This is a genomic window from Paenibacillus tepidiphilus (assembly GCF_008635795.1).
Taxonomy (GTDB): domain Bacteria; phylum Bacillota; class Bacilli; order Paenibacillales; family Paenibacillaceae; genus Paenibacillus_AQ; species Paenibacillus_AQ tepidiphilus.
The window spans coordinates 133,671-150,261 of the sequence record NZ_VWRQ01000002.1; the positions used below are offsets into that span (position 1 = coordinate 133,671).

The following is a 16,591-nucleotide window of genomic DNA, read 5'->3' on the forward strand; positions in this document are numbered from 1 at the left end:
CAGCGGCGTCCACTGGTTATACCCTAAGCCATTGCCGGCAAAATCGCTCCAGCGGTCCCCGGCGAACAGAATCGTCGTTCCCGCACTCCCCTGTACAGGAACGAAGAATCCGGTCTGGCGAGACATGAGAGTAGTCTTTCTCCGAACCGGCCATAATGGATTCTGCCGAGTACGGCCCTTTAATATTCGTAGACGAAATCACATAGGCATGTGAGGCATTCCAGCCGTGCAAGTCGGAGGATGCGATATAATATCTGCCGTTGTATTTGAACATGGCATTGCCTTCGCGCCCGCCTATAGTACTGCGGTACACCTCGGTTGCGGGCTCGATATTCAGATAGTCCGAAGCGCGCAGGTCCGATACATAGGTCCGGTTTCTTCCGCTTGTATTGCTGAAGATCAGGTAAGCTTTGCCGTTATCGTCAACAAACGTAGACTGATCCCCCGACATATTATTGACTACGTTCGCTATTGAAGTCTGAACGTGGTGGAAGGCGAAGGTGCCCGTCGGCGTGCTGCTGGTGGCGAAGGCCACTCCGCTGCCTGCAGGGCCGATATATTGCGTCACCAAGACGTAGGTTTTCGTATTGGTGTTATAGACAACACCGAGGCGGCCCAGCCAATCGGGGTCCCAGGTTGTCCCTTCTGCTCCGGCTGTGATGACATTCCCCTGAAACGTCCAGTTCACCAGGTCGGTCGAAGAATAGCAGGTAACCGCTGCAAAGCTTGTATCACTGTTCTTCGAGCTGGGGTTATTGTAATACGTAACGGCCCCATTGTATTTGACGCCGTACCAATAGTACGTATTGCCGACCTTGAGTATGTTGCCGCCCTGGGAATAAATCGGATTGCCGGAGGTATCCTTCCAGAACACATCGTTGGTAATGGTACCGCTTGCAGCTTGGGCCGGAGCCGGCCCGTAAACAGCCGCCGTAATCATCATAATCAGCACATAATAAAGCGCAGTGAACCATTTGCTTCTCCTCATCTTTCGCACCCTCTCCTCAACATGGAATCAGACCATCGCCGGAGATTACAGTCCGGCCCGCATCGCCCCTCCCTGCAGCTGTATTGAACCGCGATCAGATTATATCGAGTGGCGGGATTGCATAATAGATGGTAAATCTGCGATTTCCTTATATAAGTTAAGGTTTGGGGGTGTTTGGAGGGCAAAGAATGCTATATTAGTCCACTCCATTGAATTACAATGACCACAACAAACAGCAGCCGATCTTTTAATCGGCTGCTGAGTTGTGATTGTTCAGATTGATTTGGTGTATATTTCATGAAATGAGCCCGGCTTATATCAGTAAGTATTATTACATACGATCCAAACGATCGGTTATAATCCATACTCGCAGGTCGATCGAGACCCAAAACTCTTCATCTATGCCCTGAACCGGCTTCAAGGTAATGAGCTTCGACCACACTTGATGAATTCGCTCTACCTCTGTTTCCGTAAGACGCTGCGTTTCTAACCATTCTATGATCTGAACAAATTGATTACAAAGATTAGAACTAATCATCAATTCCGGCTCATCAAGCATGTCATTCAGCTTACCCAATGAAATCCATGCTTCATCTCTAGAGTACATGTACCAATCAGTCTGAGAACGCCCTTGGCCTACACGGTTGACTTCTTCCTCTAATTCCTCTAAATCACGCAGTTTTTCAATTAGGTATTCAAAGCGTTCACTATAATATCTTATGGCCCCTTTATAAGGCGCACTATGTTGTATAGTGTCCCCCTCTCTCTTTAGTGAATTCGTTACATCTTCTAGCCAGTGCGCGAAGACCACCGATGCCTGACCCTTCTCTTTATCAAAGAAGTTGGCGTTAGAGATATCCTGCCCACTCATCATATCTTTCAGACTGTTCCATTGATCCGTCATGTTCTTAATACTATTCTCGGTGATTTGGGAGTTGCGGTAAGTCTGCAAAAGGTAGAGCTTGCCGAAAGGAACAGCAAACTCACGTGCAAAAGCATCCTTGAGCAAATTGATTTGCCCCTGCACCCATTTTTTCACCTTAAGATTGTCAAATTCCGGCTGCTGTTGCCGGAGGTATTCAAGTATTTTTGGGAAAAAGCTTGACCTGATCAACTTGGAGCTATCAATCTCCTCCACAATCACCCAAATTTCCGAAAATTGAATACCACTGTCCATTAATGCAATCAAGAAATTGTCCATTCGCTCCTGAAACTTGTTTCCAGAGCTATACTTATTCAACAAGTCAGCATACTCTCGTATACGTTCTTTAGGCATTGGACTTAAATTTAGGCGCCTGTCGTCGATCTCTGCTAAATTCTTTTCAACACGCGTTTTGAGAGTATCAAGGAACATCGCATCGTTAGTCCTTGAGAATATAAGTGCATCCATAAAACTCATCTTTGCATCGGCATGTAGCAGCATCCTTTCATTTGAAGACATAATGTTCAGATAATCAGCAAATATACAGCGTATCATTGGATGGGTAAGCTTTCGTATGAAGTCGGATGATTTTTTCCCCATTACCCATTCAGTATATTGGGGTTCGTACCAAGTTTTGAGCAAGGCCACCTGAATGACCACCATATGTAAATCCAAAAAATTCCAGTTATTTTCCATCTTCTCCGACATGTTAAGCTTCTCGATCAAATCATCACTGTATTCCAGTAACTCAATACAAGTACGAACCATCCGTTTGACCTTTCGCGCATTCAAGAGCCTTTGATTAAATTCAGCATGCGCCTGCTCTAACTCGCTCGTCTCTGCAACTAGATTCTTGTGCCTCTTGCTTTCCAATTCTTCATTAGACTTGACCTGCTCAATTTCATGTTTTTTTTTTGCCAGTATTATCTCTACCCGGCCTCTGATTTGGCTCACTTCATTTACGATATCATTGGCCATGGATTGGGCATGTTGTTGCGTAACGCTATGCTTCAGCGATTCCGTTCTCTGTTGACGTCCAAAGTAGAACTGGATCATCTCCTCGAACGGCACCACATCCAAATCGAAGCGATTCTGCAGGAATTTCTCCAAATATTCCGAAGAGCTATTCTCCGTTGTTTTACTATAGTCCATGAGGAACACTACAGCACATCCTCGAAAATCAGCTATCTCCTTAATAAAAATCAGGGTTTCTTTTGGCTGATCGAGTCTGTCCATATCATCGACGATGATGTAAAGCTTCTTCTTGCTCGGTTGATGATTTCCACTATTGATTTTTTCTAACATCATCAAGATATCCTCTTCAAATCGTCGCTTCGTCTCCCGGTAATCCAAAGGCTCACTCTTGCTGCTCCACATTAGCAAATCCGGCAATGCCGCGACCTTAGAGTCGCCTACGAATTTCATGACGACATCCATGTAGGCTTGAAATGAACTCCCCTTTCCGGTAAAGATCCCGTTCTTGTCCAAAATGTCCTTCAGTCTCCCAAAGAAATAATCCACCAGTCTTTCTCGATTATCCATGACCAAAGGTTGAATAAAGATAATGTACGCTCCTTGGTCCTCTTTAATAAGAGGCAAGATGAAACTCGTCTTGCCTTCACCCCATGGTGCACAAATGGCGGTCGCGAAGGGTTCATCCGAATCCTGCGACTTTAGGAGTTGAAGAAATCGCGCATACTCCCGCTGTCTAGAGGGGAAAAGGTCATCTTTTCTAACAACAGGTTGGTCCGATAAGATGTCCGGGAATCCCAATTCCCCTTCTTTTCTTTTTGCGTTCCGTAAGTGCCAGAATAAAATATAAAAAGATACCAGGATCCCTTGAGTTGTCCATACGAAGTGAACGGCCCATCCTAATGAGAGCGCACTTAACACGATTAATTGCATTATAGTACCGAAGAACACCACGATTTTATATCTCGACTTGAAATACAGCCACAGGTCACGTATGAACATAGCCAAAAAGATGAGAATCATTAACGGGATAGTCCATCTTGCGCTTTGCATAAACCCATCGAACTTGCTGATCAAGCTAAAGACATAACCTAACCCTATAGTAAGAATTAGACTGAATCCTCCATCGGACCAGGCCTTACGCTCGATCTGATTTAAACCTCTTCTTCTCATCCACCCTAGCAATAATGAAACGGCTATAATGATAGCAATGAGAAACCAAAACCTGTTCTCATGATAAAAAAGATTTAAATTTACAAGTTTAGATCCCATCTCCTTCACACCATAGTCGATCCATTTACTGATTCTTTGTTCAACATCGTGTAAAAACATTATTTATCCCCCTAATAGACTTCTGCACAGTTGCAGCAGTCTTGCTTATACCAGATACACATATTTATTTTAGTACAAAGGATATAGTTTACAGTAGCTCTAATATCATAGTTAGGAGGGAATTGAGCTAATCTGCCCGCAACAAAAAACAGCCGATTTATGAACCGGCTGCCAAGTTGTGAATATTTTTGTTACTAATATCCATCTATTTCAGTTTCAACGGGCTACCATCATTCAAGCCCAACCACTAAGCACTAATTCGCCTTCGCGAGCTTGGCGCCCCGAATCGATGACGTAGCGTAGACGACGAGCGCCGTCCAGATGAGCGCAAAGCCGGTAAGCAGCACCGGGGAGACCGATTCCTTAAACACAAATACGCTCAGTACCAGCATGATTGTCGGCCCGATGTACTGGACGAAGCCGAGCGTGGACAGCGGCATCCGGGCAGCCGCCCGCGCAAAGAACAGCAGCGGCAGGGCCGTAACTACGCCGGAGAGCAGCAGCCCGATCAGCATGGACGGAGATAACGTCCATGCCGTCGACTCTCCTGTGGCCGCCAGATAGATCCAGTAGCCGAGCGCGATGGGGAGAACCACCGCCGTCTCCGATAGCAGGCCTACAGAAGCGTCCTGCACCATTTTCTTCTTGGCCAGGCCGTACAGGCCGAACGTCGTGGCGAGCGAGATCGAGATCCACGGGAAGCGCCCGTAGTCGATGGCGATGATGAGCACCGCGGCGCTGGCGATGGCAATCGCGAGCCACTGGCCGTGGTTCGGCTTCTCATGCAGGAAGACGACCGCCAGCAACACATTCAGCAGCGGATTCAGATAGTAGCCGATGCTTGTCTCGACCACATGCCCGTTGTTGACGGCCCAGATGAAGATGAGCCAATTCGCAGCGATCAGCAGACCGCTGGCAGCGAGCGACAGCAGCTGTGAGCGGCTGGCGGCAATCCGCTTCATATCCCCCCACCGGCGCTGAACGGCAACGAGAATCCCCATGAAGACGAACGACCAGACCACCCGGTGCGACAGAATCTCACCTGCCGGCACATCATTGAACAGCTTCCAATACAGCGGGAGAACCCCCCACATGATATACGCAATAATAGCGTTGACCAACCCGTTGTTCATTTTCAATTCCCCTCTACTCAACTCTATAACTGAACGGATTATACGCCTCGATCCGGGTTAAGTAAAGGACAAAAGACCTTAGGTATGTATTAACCGGGGAACTCCTCCATAATTTCTGCCACTTCAATTCTTCCGTTGATCAACAGCTCGGGAAGCTCGTTATGAATATTGCCCTGCCAATATTCTCTGGCTTGCTCGATTTTTCGGGAGAAAGGAACTCCGTCTTCCTTGGGCAAAAGACTGCCGTCACCTTCAAAGATAGCCCCGGTAACCCGAAGCTTCACGAGCTGCAGAACCCGCCGATGGTAGGAATCAAATATGTCTTTCCATCTCAGAGCGTCCTGGTAGCTTTTCGCAGCATATAAGCACGACAATCGTGAAGGGTATTCAGGATACTCCTGCAGTCTGACCATTTCCACGATGACTTCCCTGATGGCTCTGATGGTTTGCCCCACATATTTAGCGGCTACCTCTGCATTCTCTTTGTCCAGCTGCAGGCCATCAGCCGTATAGTGGCCTTCCATGATTCGGATAAAATCCTCGCCCTTGGAATTAAGCCGTTCCTTCTCAAAGAAGAAGTGATACAAGGAATTCTTTTGATTGCTGTCAAAGCTGATGATTTGGCCTAAGGCCATCTTCTTCCCGGTTACAAGGTGGTACACAACCCTCTCTCTTTCTTGCATAATCTGCCCCCTATCAACATTACTGTACGGAAATCTCGAACTTCGTGCCGGCATCCCCGGCGAAAACAATCGTTCCCCCCAAGGGCAGTACGACCTCATCCTTGCCTCCGATAACACTGAAGTAGAGGCATGTTCCCTTCTTATTATACACGGCGAAGGAAGCGCTCGGCGGCATGCTCACCTTAAGTACCTTACCCCCGTCTTTATCGCTTATCGTATACCAACTGGCATATCCGCTGGGCGGAATCGTAACGGTTGACTGCTTAGCAAAATTGTAAGGATTCACGGCGTCCTCGTTCACCAGGAGGACGCCACCCGTCTCCAGGTACTCCACGCCGTCTTGTGTGAAGAACGTAAGTCCCATAAGATCCCGCCCGTTCATCCCCGGAATTTGCAATTCGGAGACGGCCGTATTCGGGCCGGTTATCCGCTTATCGAGCACGTACCCCGGCAATTGCTTCGACACATTAAATAGGCTCGACGGCGACATCAAATAAACGAGCGACGTATACTTCTGATTCAGCAGATAATACCTCTTTCCATCGCGCTTAATCCATGCCTCTATTGTCTCTGCCGGAAGCTCCTGAGGCTGGAGCTTCTCGGCGTTGTACATGGATATAGCCGTTTGCCCAAGACCTGGCACTGTAATATATTGACGAAACCATACGTAGGTACGGCCGTTCTCCTCCGTCACGAAGCTGATCATTACATTTCCATCCGAACTATGGAACATACCGTCCGCTGAATATTCGAAGCTCTGAGCCGGATGATCAGGCGACTGCTCCGAAGTGATAGACATGATGCCGCCTTCGGCAATATTGATGTTCATCGTCGTACCGCTTGCGCCATAAATTCCTGAATACTGCAGCACGGACTCCGGCATTTCCGCCTTTACCGGCGCACCGTACGATTTCTCAGACTTGAATTCAGCAATGGTCGCTTTCTCCTTCAGCGCCTGAAGCAGGATTTCGTTCGCCAGAAGCTGATCGTATGTGCTGCTCCCGCCGGAAGTGACAACAGCTGCCGCCATGTCCTGTCCGGGAAGAACAACGAGCGACGCGTGATAGAGAGTCGTGTCCCCGCCTTTGGTCAACGCCTTCATTCCGTATTCGCTGAAGGGATACAGATGGACGCTGTCCCAGCCTAGACCGTATCCCACTGAGTTGTCCGCATCGTTAGGCCACAAAGCTGTCCTATACTCCTCCTGAGCGGTAGCGGCAGCTGATTTACCAGACAAGACTTCCTCCGCTCCCTCCATGAAAACCTGCGAGAACCGGGCCAAATCTTCGGCCGTGGAATAGATACCTCCAGCTCCGATCACGTTGATCGTCTCGCCCGGAAGTTGTCCTGTATAGGTAGGATAATAGAGTCCCGCCATCTTCGCCGGGTCCGGAGAATCGAGCGGCGTCTTCGTATTCTTCATACCCAGAGGCTCCGTAATATATTGATGAATATAAGTGGTGAAATCCAGACCACTGACCTGCTCAACCAGAATCTCGGCCAGCGTAAATCCGTCATTACAGTAAACGGAATAAGCCCCCGGGTCCGCTTTCAAGGTCTGACCGGACAGCTGCATCAGCAGTGTGTCGTGGTCATAAGTATCGTTATCTTCAAATAGATAGGCGTTCGTAAACGAGGATCCCTTCAGCCCGGAGGAATGATTGAGCAGCATACGCGGCGTAATCTGCCTGTAACGTTCATCCTTCATCGTAAACCCGGGGATATACTGGACGACCGGGGTATCGAGAGCGATTTTCCCTTGATCGGCCAACTGCATCACGGCAACCGTTGTAAACATTTTACTCGTCGAGCCGATCCCGTACAGCGTGTCTTTCGTGAGCGGCCTCTGTCCCTGCTCATCATTCTTGCCGGATTGCCCGGATACGGTGATGCGGCCATGATCGATAAGGGCGTATTGCACGCTGTTCGTATCGTAAGTTGTCGTGAGCAGATCGGCTTTCACCTTTGCAGCGTACTTGGTTAATTCGTATGTAATTTCAGCCTCGTTCGCAGGCGGGTCCACTTCCGCCGTGGACACGGTTACCGGAGCAGCACTTGACTCGATCACCTCGGAGGTATTCAGTGCCTCTGCTATATTCTGCAGCTCAGCCACTGATGTGTTGTCATCACAGCCTGTTAGCAGCAGGCACATAATGAGCAATGCCAGGATGATCCGCCTCATTGTTACCATTTGAAGACTCCCTCCAGCTATCACCTTATTTATAGGATAGGCCAAATCAAGATAAGCTCGATGACCGGAATGGCTAACGTCGCGGCGATGATGATTTTACCCTGCGGATTGGCCATATTGATCATCCAGCCGAAACCGTTAATGTTCGGAACGATCAACGCCGGATCTTCAGGATTCACGTAAATGCTGCCAAGCCACTTCCAGTGCCTTTCCTCCATCGACGGAACGTCCTTTAGCTGATCAACACCTTTGAGTCGAAGATAAAGCATAACGCAGATCAGTGCCAGGAGAAGTGCTACGCAGAGCAACATGCCGGAGAGAATGAGCAGCTCTCCCTTCCAACCGTACAACGCTATGGCTTGCGCCACTCCATAGAATATAACCATGAGGAGCGAAGCGCCCCAAGCGAATATCGAATGGATTCTCTTGTGCTTGAACTGCTTCTGCAGCGAGCCTTCCCGGTCCTGGGGGTCCAGCGATGTCCTGGCGCGGCTGATCAGCACATGATAGCAGAAGAAAACGGTGATATTTAGCGCTTGCACCATGTTCAGTAGGAACACGACCTACACCGATTTGGTAAAGTGAAAATTGCCGAGAATCAACCATTGCGGAATCGTATCCCACCTCGCAATAGCAAAGAAGATGCATAGCACCATTACTGCGGCATTGGCCGAATACCACCACGGGCTTAGCACCGGTCTATGCATCCGCCTTGCCGCAAGGCTTGCTGCGCGCTTCGTCTGCACAATAACCTCCCAGCCTCTGGCTGCCTTGAGGCGCTGCGCGGACCTCCGGCTGATCCATATGGCGAAGATTGACACAGTAATTGCAAGCAGGATGGCTGCCGTCCAGATCAGGAGCCCCTGCGCCGGTCGATAACGCAACCACAACCAGCAAGCCCCCCCGCCGATGACGACGGCACAACTGGCGGTGAACAAAGTGTAATTCCGGCGAATGGCTCGGACGGCAGAGTCCTGCAGAGCCTCCGCGGGCAGCACAATGCCGAGCAGCACGGTCTTAAGTCCGAGATAGGACTGTAAGCTAAGCATCAGCGCAATCATCAAATATATGCTGGATATCCCAATTACCGTTCCTTGTACCAACGTTATCCCCTCCCGCGATTCGCAATCATCTCTCGGTACACCGCTCGGCTCTCCTGCGCGAATACCTCTTCCGCCATGCCCCGTACCGCTGCTGCCGCCGCAAGCGAACGCAGCTGCCGCCGGAGCTTCTCCTCGAACGCTTCCGTCACGCCGGGCATCCCGTCCGGCTGAACGATCACGCCCTTCTTGCGGTGCACTTGAAGCAAGCCCTCCTGCTTGAGCAAATTGTAGGCTTTGTTAACCGTATGGAGGTTGATACCGAGGTCCTCCGCCAAGCTCCGGATCGATGGAAGCGGGTCCCCCGGCTGCAAGACGCCGGAAGCGATCCCTTCGACAATCTGGTCAACCAGTTGTGTATAAATCGGCGTTTCCGATTGCAGATCGAGCTCTATGAACACCCTGATCCCTCCTTCTGGCCGCAGCTGCGCTCCGGCGTTCCATAGCAAACCAACCCCTTCGTTTGTTTGTTATATTACATATATAACACAGATAACAATACAACTCAAGCTCAGGTTGAAAATAATTCCATATGATCATTGGCTATAGCACTAACCACCCCTGCCGTAACTGCAACAAAGACAGTTAATCGCGTTTGGGTTTATATTGTATATAAGAAAAGAAATGGAGGGACGATTGGGGATGAAAGAGTTATATATGAAGCAGAAGGTTTTCAGTCTAGGTGAAAAATTCACAGTCAAGAATCAGCAGGAAGAGGATGTTTATTATGTAGGGGGCAGCTTTATGCAAATTCCAAAGACGTTCTCCATTAGGAATACAGCCAGAAATGAAGTCGCGCTGATTACGAAAAAAATGTTCAGTTTTTTACCGAAGTTTTTTGTCGAGGTAGATGGCCGGGAGGTGTTAACGATCAAGAAGGAATTCTCATTCCTGAAAGCACGCTATACGATTGATTCGGCTGACATTGAGGTGTACGGCAATTGGTGGGACATGAATTTTCAGGTCTTCCAGCATGGAGCAGCTGCAGGTGAAGTGAACAAGGAGTGGTTCACATGGGGGGATAGCTACAGGATTCAAATATGGAAGGAGGAGATGGAGGCAATTATGATTGCGCTTGTTGTCGCCATTGATTGTGTGAAGGCGGATGAAGCTGCTGCTTCACATCAGTGACTATCAGGATCACCAATCATTGAAATACTCTGCTGTAAAGCAAATCTCGCGCTCATAATGAGCCAGATGTCCCTCATCCACCATTTTTTGAAAAGCAGGATTTCCTTCGGCCGCACCGTTTCGCAGCGTATCGCACATTGCAGTCAACCGCTGAATGATCCACTGGCGCAGTTCCTTGGGGACGGTAATTCCGTACGCTTCAAAAAACAAATGAATTCGCCGCCGCCGCTCAGTAGCGTGTAAATCAGTTCGATACGCTACTGTCTTTCCGGAAATGGGGTCGGGTGAGAAGCTCGCAAGCGGAACCGACGTGTACAGGGAATAGGCAATGTCCCACATCCGCGGACCAGGTCCAGCCATATCCAAATCAATCAGCGCTACAGGAGAACCTTTTTGAAAGACTACATTGTATAACGCTGCGTCATTGTGACATATCACTTCGTGCTGGCGTTCATCGCCATAGCTAAGCTGCCATTTGCCTTTCGTCATGAGAGCAGAGCCTTCAGTCGCATCATGAAAACGGCGTAATAGACGTGCTAGACCCGCCAGCGTTTCATCCGACCACATGTAAGCTTCAAGTTCAGGGTAAGCGTTACCCGGGACTTCTCCTGGGATGAAGGTTAATATTTCACGATTAGCGTCGTCGATCCCCAGAAATCTTGGTGCACCCTCGAAGCCTTGTTTCTCTAAATGTTCAAGCAGTTCGTGTACACTCTGGCTCCAATAACCCGTGGGTCGTAGAACCGTCTTGTCCTTACGGACTATGTAATTAACATTACCGCCAGTTAATACTTCTTCCTGAGTCACTGTGTCTCCCCCTTCTCACGTTTGGCCAATTGATTATACCTCATCATCTCGGCGATTCCGTTCATTTGCCTTGCCAGCTGCTCATTCAGCTTCTGGAGCGCCACCTTGAAGGAGCGTTCAATGACGGCCAGCTCCTGGGCCTCCAGAGCTTCCAGCAGCTGCTTCATGCTTTCGATATGAAACACGGTCTTCCGCAGGCTGCTCAGCACAATAATCTTCTTAAGCTCCCGTGAGGTAAAGACCCGGTACCCGTTCTCCGGATTCCGCTGCGCGCGGATCAGCCCTTCCTTCTCCCAATGCCGGATCGCTGACGGATTCACACCTGCGATCTCGGCGACCTCCCCGATCTTCAATTCATCCGTGACCTGAATATTCCGGTACATCGTGAAATCCGTCTGGTGAATGAGCCTCATCACCTCCGCGAGCCGCTGCTTCTCCGCCTGCAGGTTGTACTGCTCCACATTGATCCTCCAGAGCGCTGTCTCCACCTCGCCTTTCTTTAATAAGCTCATAACATCATAGGCGACCGGCAGCCCGAATCCGCTAATCAAGGATCGCAAGGCCAGAAAAGCCTGGGCATGCAGCGGCGTATAGCACCTTCTGTTACTGGCAGTCCGGGGGACGTCAGGCACCAGCTCCAGCTCTTCATATCTTCTTAAGGTTGTGGTGCTGACCTGCAGTCTGCCAGCCATCTGTTTCGGGGTAATGTTCGAGTTCATCCGGCTCACCTTCCTTAAAGTCAAACACTAAAGTACGGCAACAATATCATAAAAGACAACAGCCCGCTATACAAGGCTTGCGGGTACCCCTAAACGAAATCTTGCATGAATGTTATATGATTGAATGTAGAAATGACTTATCAGGGAGGATTAACTTATGGAGCAAGCTTATTTGCCTGTCACACACCGGAGCCTGAAGCCCGGCGACTTCTTTACGTTCGGCATGTACCCGCAGACCACAGACGGTCAGGAGCAGGCCATTCTATGGCGTGTGCTGGAGCAATCGGACCGCGGGCTGCTGGTACTGAGCGAGGATATACTGGACTGCCGGAGATTCCACGGTCAAAGCGCGGAGCTGAAGTGGCGGGACAGCACGGAGATTTCGTGGCAGGACTGCGATTTGCGCGCGTGGCTGAATGATGAATTTTACAACACCGCCTTTCATGAAGCCGAGAAATCATTCATTAAGACCACCTTATGCACGGATAACGGAGAGAACTGCCCGGATACGGAGGACAAGGTGTTCCTGCTCAGCGCCGCCGAGGTTCAGGAATTATCCCGACTGAACGGCAAGGAATGGAGGCGCGCTGCCGGCACCGGTTACGCCAGAATCCGCAAGCCTGACGGATGCAGCCTGTATGTGTATGATAAATCAGACAAAGACAACTATATCCTCAGAGACGGACAAGAAACCGGCTGTTCCTGGTGGTGGCTGCGGACTCAGGGGAACAAGCCTTCGCGCGTGTCCTTTGTCGGTACCGGCTGCAGCATCCGCAGCTACGGGAATAACAGCATCAACGGTTATGGTGTGCGCCCTGCGCTGACACTGAACCTGAAGGACGAGGTGTAACTCGCATGAATTCATTTAACACATTGAAGTTAACCATCAACCGATGGCCCAAAGCGTCTTTGGCCGCCGGTTATCGCCATAGCGTAGCGCTTAAAGCGGACGGCACGGTGACAGCTACAGGTGACAATAAGTACGGTCAATGTGAGACTGGCGGCTGGCGCGATATAGTAGCGGTGGCAGCGGGGAATGCACATACAGGCAACAGCCATACTGCCGGGCTGCGGGCGGATGGCACAGTGGTGGCCGTGGGCTGGAATAAGCATCTCCAGTGCGAGGTCAGCGGCTGGCGCAATATCGCGGCGATTGCGGCAGGCTGGCGCCGTACCGTCGGGATTCAGGCGGATGGCAAGGTCATGGCGGTGGGCCGGAACAATGAAGGCCAATGCAATGTGAGCCAGTGGCAGGGCATCGTGGCGGTAGCGGCGGGCGACTGGCATACGGCCGGGCTGCAAATGGACGGCAGCGTGACGGCTGCAGGCAATAACCGCTATGGCCAATGCCATGTGAGCGGCTGGCGTTCCATCGTGGCCGTTGCAGCGGGTTACCTGCATACGGCCGGGCTGCAAACGGATGGAACGGTCGTTGCGGTAGGCATGAACCAGCGGGGCCAATGCGAGATCAGCGGCTGGTATGGCATCGTGGCGATCGCGGCGGGCAGCCATCATACCGTCGGTCTTAAAGCGGATGGCTCGGTCGTGGCTGCGGGCTGGAATGAGCACGGCCAATGCGAGGTCAGCGGCTGGCGCGATATGGTGGCCGTTGCGGCGGGCTGCGCCCATACGCTTGGCCTGAAATCGGACGGCACAGTGGTGGCGGCGGGCCGAAATCTTGAAGGCCAATGCCATAATGGCGGCTGGGACGATATTAGGCTGTGATTTGATTATGTTAACGGGCAGGATAATTTAATAGTCTCTCGAATGTTTTATTCTGAATGAAAATGAAAGGCAAATCTTATAAATAAGGGTGAATCATGTGAAGCGGGGACTTATTGTATTCTTGAACGGAACTTCAAGTTCCGGAAAGACTAGTATTTCTATGGAACTGATAAATCAGAAAGAGATTATGTTTTACCATTTATCCATAGATGACTTTTTCGGTCAGTACAAGGATTTTATTCATAACAATTTTCCAGATATTGATCTTACAAGGGAAGTGGCTAATGTCGGGAAAATACTTTTAGATCCCATAATCTCCGTGTACTACGCAACCATTAAATTGTTTTCAGAAATGGGTTTGAATGTCATTGTCGATAAAGTAATCGACAATGACAAGCGGTTTAATGATTACCGAAATCTATTGTCCGATCATCCTACATTGTTTGTAGGCGTATTATGCTCGAAAGAAGAACTCACAAGAAGAGAGCAAATCAGAGGAGACCGGCAGATTGGACTAGCGAACTCCCAATACGACCAAGTATATTCCTTTAATGAATATGACCTTAAAGTAAACACTGAAGAGCTGAGCCCGACAGAATGTGCCGAAAAAATACTAAGCTTTATTAAATCCGGTCAGGATTACTCTGGTTTAAGAATTTAAGTAAATGAGAGATTGTTGTTTCATAGAAGGAGAATCAATCAGAAAACGACATATTCAAGCATTGCATTGGGGCTATATCCCCCTCGGGTCGCCGAGGGGGTTCAGGATTAAACTTCAACAAAGACTATTCCAAACAGTTAAATGCTTCAACTTGATACTGCCTGTACCACCTTTCTCTCAATTTCTGAATCCTGGAATGTGAAATTAAATATAAAGGACCCATACTGTCAATTCTGCCGTCCTTTACACGAATAGCGCTCTCCTGTTCTGCCGCATACACATCAATCTCTTCAGACAAGGGGAACAGGTAGCCTTGAACAAACGTGGCGTAGTCGCGTTTAGCATGAGATTCATAGGCAAAATGATCAAAGCCAATACCAGCATAAACAGTACCTGTTTCAGCGTCATCGTCAGTGTTGTTCAAGCTTAACCATTGGGCAGCCATATTTAGCGCACCGGCACTGGCACCCAGGATAACGGCATTGCTGTGCTTAATCACATCCGATAATTCATATTCCGCCAAAAAATCGTTCTGCTGAACAGGATCTCCACCGCATAAAAAAATGACAGAAGCGTTCTGAATCAATCGCCGGGCATCTTCCTTCTGCATGCGGTAATCAATGTAATGAGTTTCATCAAAAATAAGATTAGCCTGATTGAGCCAGGTCCATTCAGAAATATCATCAAAGTTAATGTGCTCATCTGTATAATCGGAAGGCTGAGCGCTAATCATCACAAGCGATTGTCTGTCTTCAATATCCTCATGCAACCACTCGACCAGCTCCTCTGGAAAAAAATGATTAAACCAACTGAAATAGTAGTGCGTACTCAAACTGAATGACCTCCATATATGTACATTTTAATTTCATCCATTCTATCATAAATCCGGCTTCACACTACCTTAACCTGGTATTTAAGGTTGTAAAATATGTCCTTACGTCAACCTGCGCGTGAGCAGAAAAACAGGAAACCGCTTATGCTGGTTGCATGAAGAAGAGCAGGACACTGATGTCCTGCTCCTGCCTATGATTATTTGGCTGGCGATTCTGGAATCAACGGAGTTCTGCTGGGCTTCGCGTACATTTTATTAAGTATGATCGTTTGCACGATAATGAATATACCGCCAACCGCCCAATATAACGGTAATGCAGCGGGCATCTGAAAAGAAAATATCCCCATCATGACCGGCGACAACCATCCGATGAATGCCATCTGGTTATTGGGATGTTGCTGATTCTGCCCTGACATGGATTGCGACACGCGGAACTGAACGTAATACACCGCAGCGGCAATAAGCGGCAATATCAGATCCGTCTTCCCCAAGCTGAACCACAGGAAATCATGAGCTGCAATCTCCGGAGTACGGCGGATGGCGTAGTAAAAGGCGAGAGTGATCGGCCATTGCAGAAGCATCGGCAAACACCCCATGTTTAAAGGATTAAATTGATGCTTCTGGTAGAGCTGCAGCATCTCGGCCTGCTGTTGTTTTTTGGCCTCGCTACTAGCGTCGTTCTTATACTTCTCCTGAAGTGCAGTTAACTCCGGCTGGAGGACGGCCATCTTCTCTTTCATGTCCATTTGCTTCTTGGTCTGATTCATCATGAGCGGCATAATCGCCAGTCTGATGATGAACGTCATCAGCACGATTGATAATCCGTAGTTTCCGTGAAATACATTCGCGAAGAATTTAATCAAGACCGACAATGGATATATAAAATATTGGTTAAATAACCCGGTTGAATCCGCATTAATAGAGCTTAATTGGGATGCTTCCGAACACCCGCTGAGCATAAGGATGGGAATAACTCCAATCATTGTGACGAGAATGGGCTTGGCCCATGGTTGCAGCCATTGAAACTTTGTCATCGTAGTCCTCCCTAATTGAAAATATGGAACATCAATGTGGGGAAGGACCATGGTCTTCTTCATCTGGCGCTTCTCTGCGTCTGGCGATACGTGCGATCCACCGCTGAATGCTGGTGGGCTCAGGCAGTCTGAAGGCAACAAACCAGGTTGAACCGGCTGCAGCAATTTCATGACCGTGGTGTACCTTTTGTAAAGAGAAATAAGTAAATGGAAGTAACACAACAGAAGAGATGAGCGCGATCGAGAATACCAATTGAATGAAGTCATAGAAATGCTCCAGTCCAGTTCACCCCCGTTTCTGCTCCAGAATGGAAAAATTTGAATACGGGTTATACGTTAGTAAAACGGTGCGGTTTCACTA

Annotated in this window: 16 protein-coding genes; 4 read left to right on the forward strand and 12 right to left on the reverse strand. The window is 49.0% G+C overall.

The genetic code is table 11. The annotated features are described in order from the left end of the window. Nucleotides 1-16: 16 nt before the first annotated feature. The 8 genes from F1379_RS30195 to F1379_RS02790 all read right to left on the reverse strand — a co-directional run bounded on the left by F1379_RS30195 (nt 17) and on the right by F1379_RS02790 (nt 9,722). Nucleotides 17-988: a family 43 glycosylhydrolase gene (locus tag F1379_RS30195; protein WP_239004530.1), complete on the reverse strand. Its 972-nt coding sequence runs from the start codon at nt 986-988 to the stop codon at nt 17-19. Between the two features lie 331 nt (nt 989-1,319). Continuing rightward, nucleotides 1,320-4,214, reverse strand: a complete 2,895-nt coding sequence (locus tag F1379_RS02760) for a P-loop NTPase fold protein (protein ID WP_150266089.1) — start codon at nt 4,212-4,214, stop codon at nt 1,320-1,322. A 254-nt stretch (nt 4,215-4,468) separates the two neighbouring features. After that, complete coding sequence (gene rarD, locus F1379_RS02765; protein WP_150266091.1) at nt 4,469-5,347, reverse strand: EamA family transporter RarD; 879 nt, start codon at nt 5,345-5,347, stop codon at nt 4,469-4,471. A gap of 89 nt (nt 5,348-5,436) precedes the next feature. Beyond that, nucleotides 5,437-6,030 carry a DUF2441 domain-containing protein gene (locus tag F1379_RS02770; protein ID WP_150266093.1) on the reverse strand — a complete coding sequence of 198 codons (594 nt, stop codon included), beginning with the start codon at nt 6,028-6,030 and terminating at the stop codon, nt 5,437-5,439. A 19-nt stretch (nt 6,031-6,049) separates the two neighbouring features. Then, complete coding sequence (locus F1379_RS02775; RefSeq protein WP_150266095.1) at nt 6,050-8,221, reverse strand: serine hydrolase domain-containing protein; 2,172 nt, start codon at nt 8,219-8,221, stop codon at nt 6,050-6,052. Between the two features lie 29 nt (nt 8,222-8,250). Beyond that, the gene (locus F1379_RS02780) at nt 8,251-8,781 is read right to left on the reverse strand and encodes a DUF5808 domain-containing protein (RefSeq protein WP_150266097.1); all 531 of its coding nucleotides are present in this window, start codon (nt 8,779-8,781) and stop codon (nt 8,251-8,253) included. A 3-nt stretch (nt 8,782-8,784) separates the two neighbouring features. After that, on the reverse strand, nt 8,785-9,324 hold the full coding sequence (locus tag F1379_RS02785) for a hypothetical protein (protein ID WP_150266099.1): 540 nt from the start codon (nt 9,322-9,324) through the stop codon (nt 8,785-8,787). Between the two features lie 2 nt (nt 9,325-9,326). Further along, on the reverse strand, nt 9,327-9,722 hold the full coding sequence (locus tag F1379_RS02790) for a GntR family transcriptional regulator (RefSeq protein ID WP_150266101.1): 396 nt from the start codon (nt 9,720-9,722) through the stop codon (nt 9,327-9,329). A 241-nt stretch (nt 9,723-9,963) separates the two neighbouring features. Here F1379_RS02790 and F1379_RS02795 point away from each other — a divergent pair, with 241 nt between their 5' ends. Then, on the forward strand, nt 9,964-10,452 hold the full coding sequence (locus F1379_RS02795) for an LURP-one-related/scramblase family protein (RefSeq protein ID WP_150266103.1): 489 nt from the start codon (nt 9,964-9,966) through the stop codon (nt 10,450-10,452). 9 nt (nt 10,453-10,461) lie between these two features. On the opposite strand, the gene F1379_RS02800 is transcribed toward F1379_RS02795, so the two are convergent. Both F1379_RS02800 and F1379_RS02805 read right to left on the reverse strand, forming a co-directional pair. Next, complete coding sequence (locus F1379_RS02800) at nt 10,462-11,259, reverse strand: aminoglycoside phosphotransferase family protein (RefSeq protein ID WP_150266105.1); 798 nt, start codon at nt 11,257-11,259, stop codon at nt 10,462-10,464. Beyond that, nucleotides 11,256-11,978 (reverse strand): MerR family DNA-binding transcriptional regulator, encoded by a 723-nt coding sequence (locus tag F1379_RS02805; RefSeq protein WP_150266107.1) that lies wholly within the window; start codon nt 11,976-11,978, stop codon nt 11,256-11,258. Before F1379_RS02805 ends, F1379_RS02800 begins: the two co-directional genes overlap by 4 nt. A gap of 157 nt (nt 11,979-12,135) precedes the next feature. On the opposite strand from F1379_RS02805, the gene F1379_RS02810 reads away from it, so the two are divergent. The 3 genes from F1379_RS02810 (at nt 12,136) to F1379_RS02820 (ending at nt 14,364) form a co-directional block, all read left to right on the forward strand. Continuing rightward, nucleotides 12,136-12,828: a DUF6273 domain-containing protein gene (locus F1379_RS02810; RefSeq protein ID WP_150266110.1), complete on the forward strand. Its 693-nt coding sequence runs from the start codon at nt 12,136-12,138 to the stop codon at nt 12,826-12,828. A 5-nt stretch (nt 12,829-12,833) separates the two neighbouring features. Then, on the forward strand, nt 12,834-13,703 hold the full coding sequence (locus tag F1379_RS02815; protein WP_150266112.1) for an RCC1 domain-containing protein: 870 nt from the start codon (nt 12,834-12,836) through the stop codon (nt 13,701-13,703). A gap of 97 nt (nt 13,704-13,800) precedes the next feature. After that, entirely contained in the window at nt 13,801-14,364 is a 564-nt protein-coding gene (locus F1379_RS02820; protein ID WP_150266114.1) for a chloramphenicol phosphotransferase CPT family protein, read from the forward strand. Nucleotides 14,365-14,488: 124 nt separating this feature from the next. Here the strand turns inward: F1379_RS02820 and F1379_RS02825 are convergent, their stop codons facing one another. Next, entirely contained in the window at nt 14,489-15,196 is a 708-nt protein-coding gene (locus F1379_RS02825) for a Type 1 glutamine amidotransferase-like domain-containing protein (protein WP_150266116.1), read from the reverse strand. A 197-nt stretch (nt 15,197-15,393) separates the two neighbouring features. Then, nucleotides 15,394-16,401, reverse strand: coding sequence for a membrane protein insertase YidC (gene yidC / locus F1379_RS02830; RefSeq protein ID WP_239004531.1), 1,008 nt, complete (start codon nt 16,399-16,401; stop codon nt 15,394-15,396). Nucleotides 16,402-16,591: the final 190 nt, after the last annotated feature.

What these genes read in the sequence shown, in the direction of transcription:
- F1379_RS30195 (WP_239004530.1), bottom strand. Translation starts at nt 988, where the DNA reads ATGAGGAGAAGCAAATGGTTCACTGCGCTTTATTATGTGCTGATTATG.
- F1379_RS02760 (WP_150266089.1), bottom strand. Translation starts at nt 4,214, where the DNA reads ATGTTTTTACACGATGTTGAACAAAGAATCAGTAAATGGATCGACTAT.
- rarD (WP_150266091.1), bottom strand. Translation starts at nt 5,347, where the DNA reads ATGAACAACGGGTTGGTCAACGCTATTATTGCGTATATCATGTGGGGG.
- F1379_RS02770 (WP_150266093.1), bottom strand. Translation starts at nt 6,030, where the DNA reads ATGCAAGAAAGAGAGAGGGTTGTGTACCACCTTGTAACCGGGAAGAAG.
- F1379_RS02775 (WP_150266095.1), bottom strand. Translation starts at nt 8,221, where the DNA reads ATGGTAACAATGAGGCGGATCATCCTGGCATTGCTCATTATGTGCCTG.
- F1379_RS02795 (WP_150266103.1), top strand. Translation starts at nt 9,964, where the DNA reads ATGAAAGAGTTATATATGAAGCAGAAGGTTTTCAGTCTAGGTGAAAAA.
- F1379_RS02805 (WP_150266107.1), bottom strand. Translation starts at nt 11,978, where the DNA reads ATGAACTCGAACATTACCCCGAAACAGATGGCTGGCAGACTGCAGGTC.
- F1379_RS02810 (WP_150266110.1), top strand. Translation starts at nt 12,136, where the DNA reads ATGGAGCAAGCTTATTTGCCTGTCACACACCGGAGCCTGAAGCCCGGC.
- F1379_RS02815 (WP_150266112.1), top strand. Translation starts at nt 12,834, where the DNA reads ATGAATTCATTTAACACATTGAAGTTAACCATCAACCGATGGCCCAAA.
- yidC (WP_239004531.1), bottom strand. Translation starts at nt 16,401, where the DNA reads ATGAAATTGCTGCAGCCGGTTCAACCTGGTTTGTTGCCTTCAGACTGC.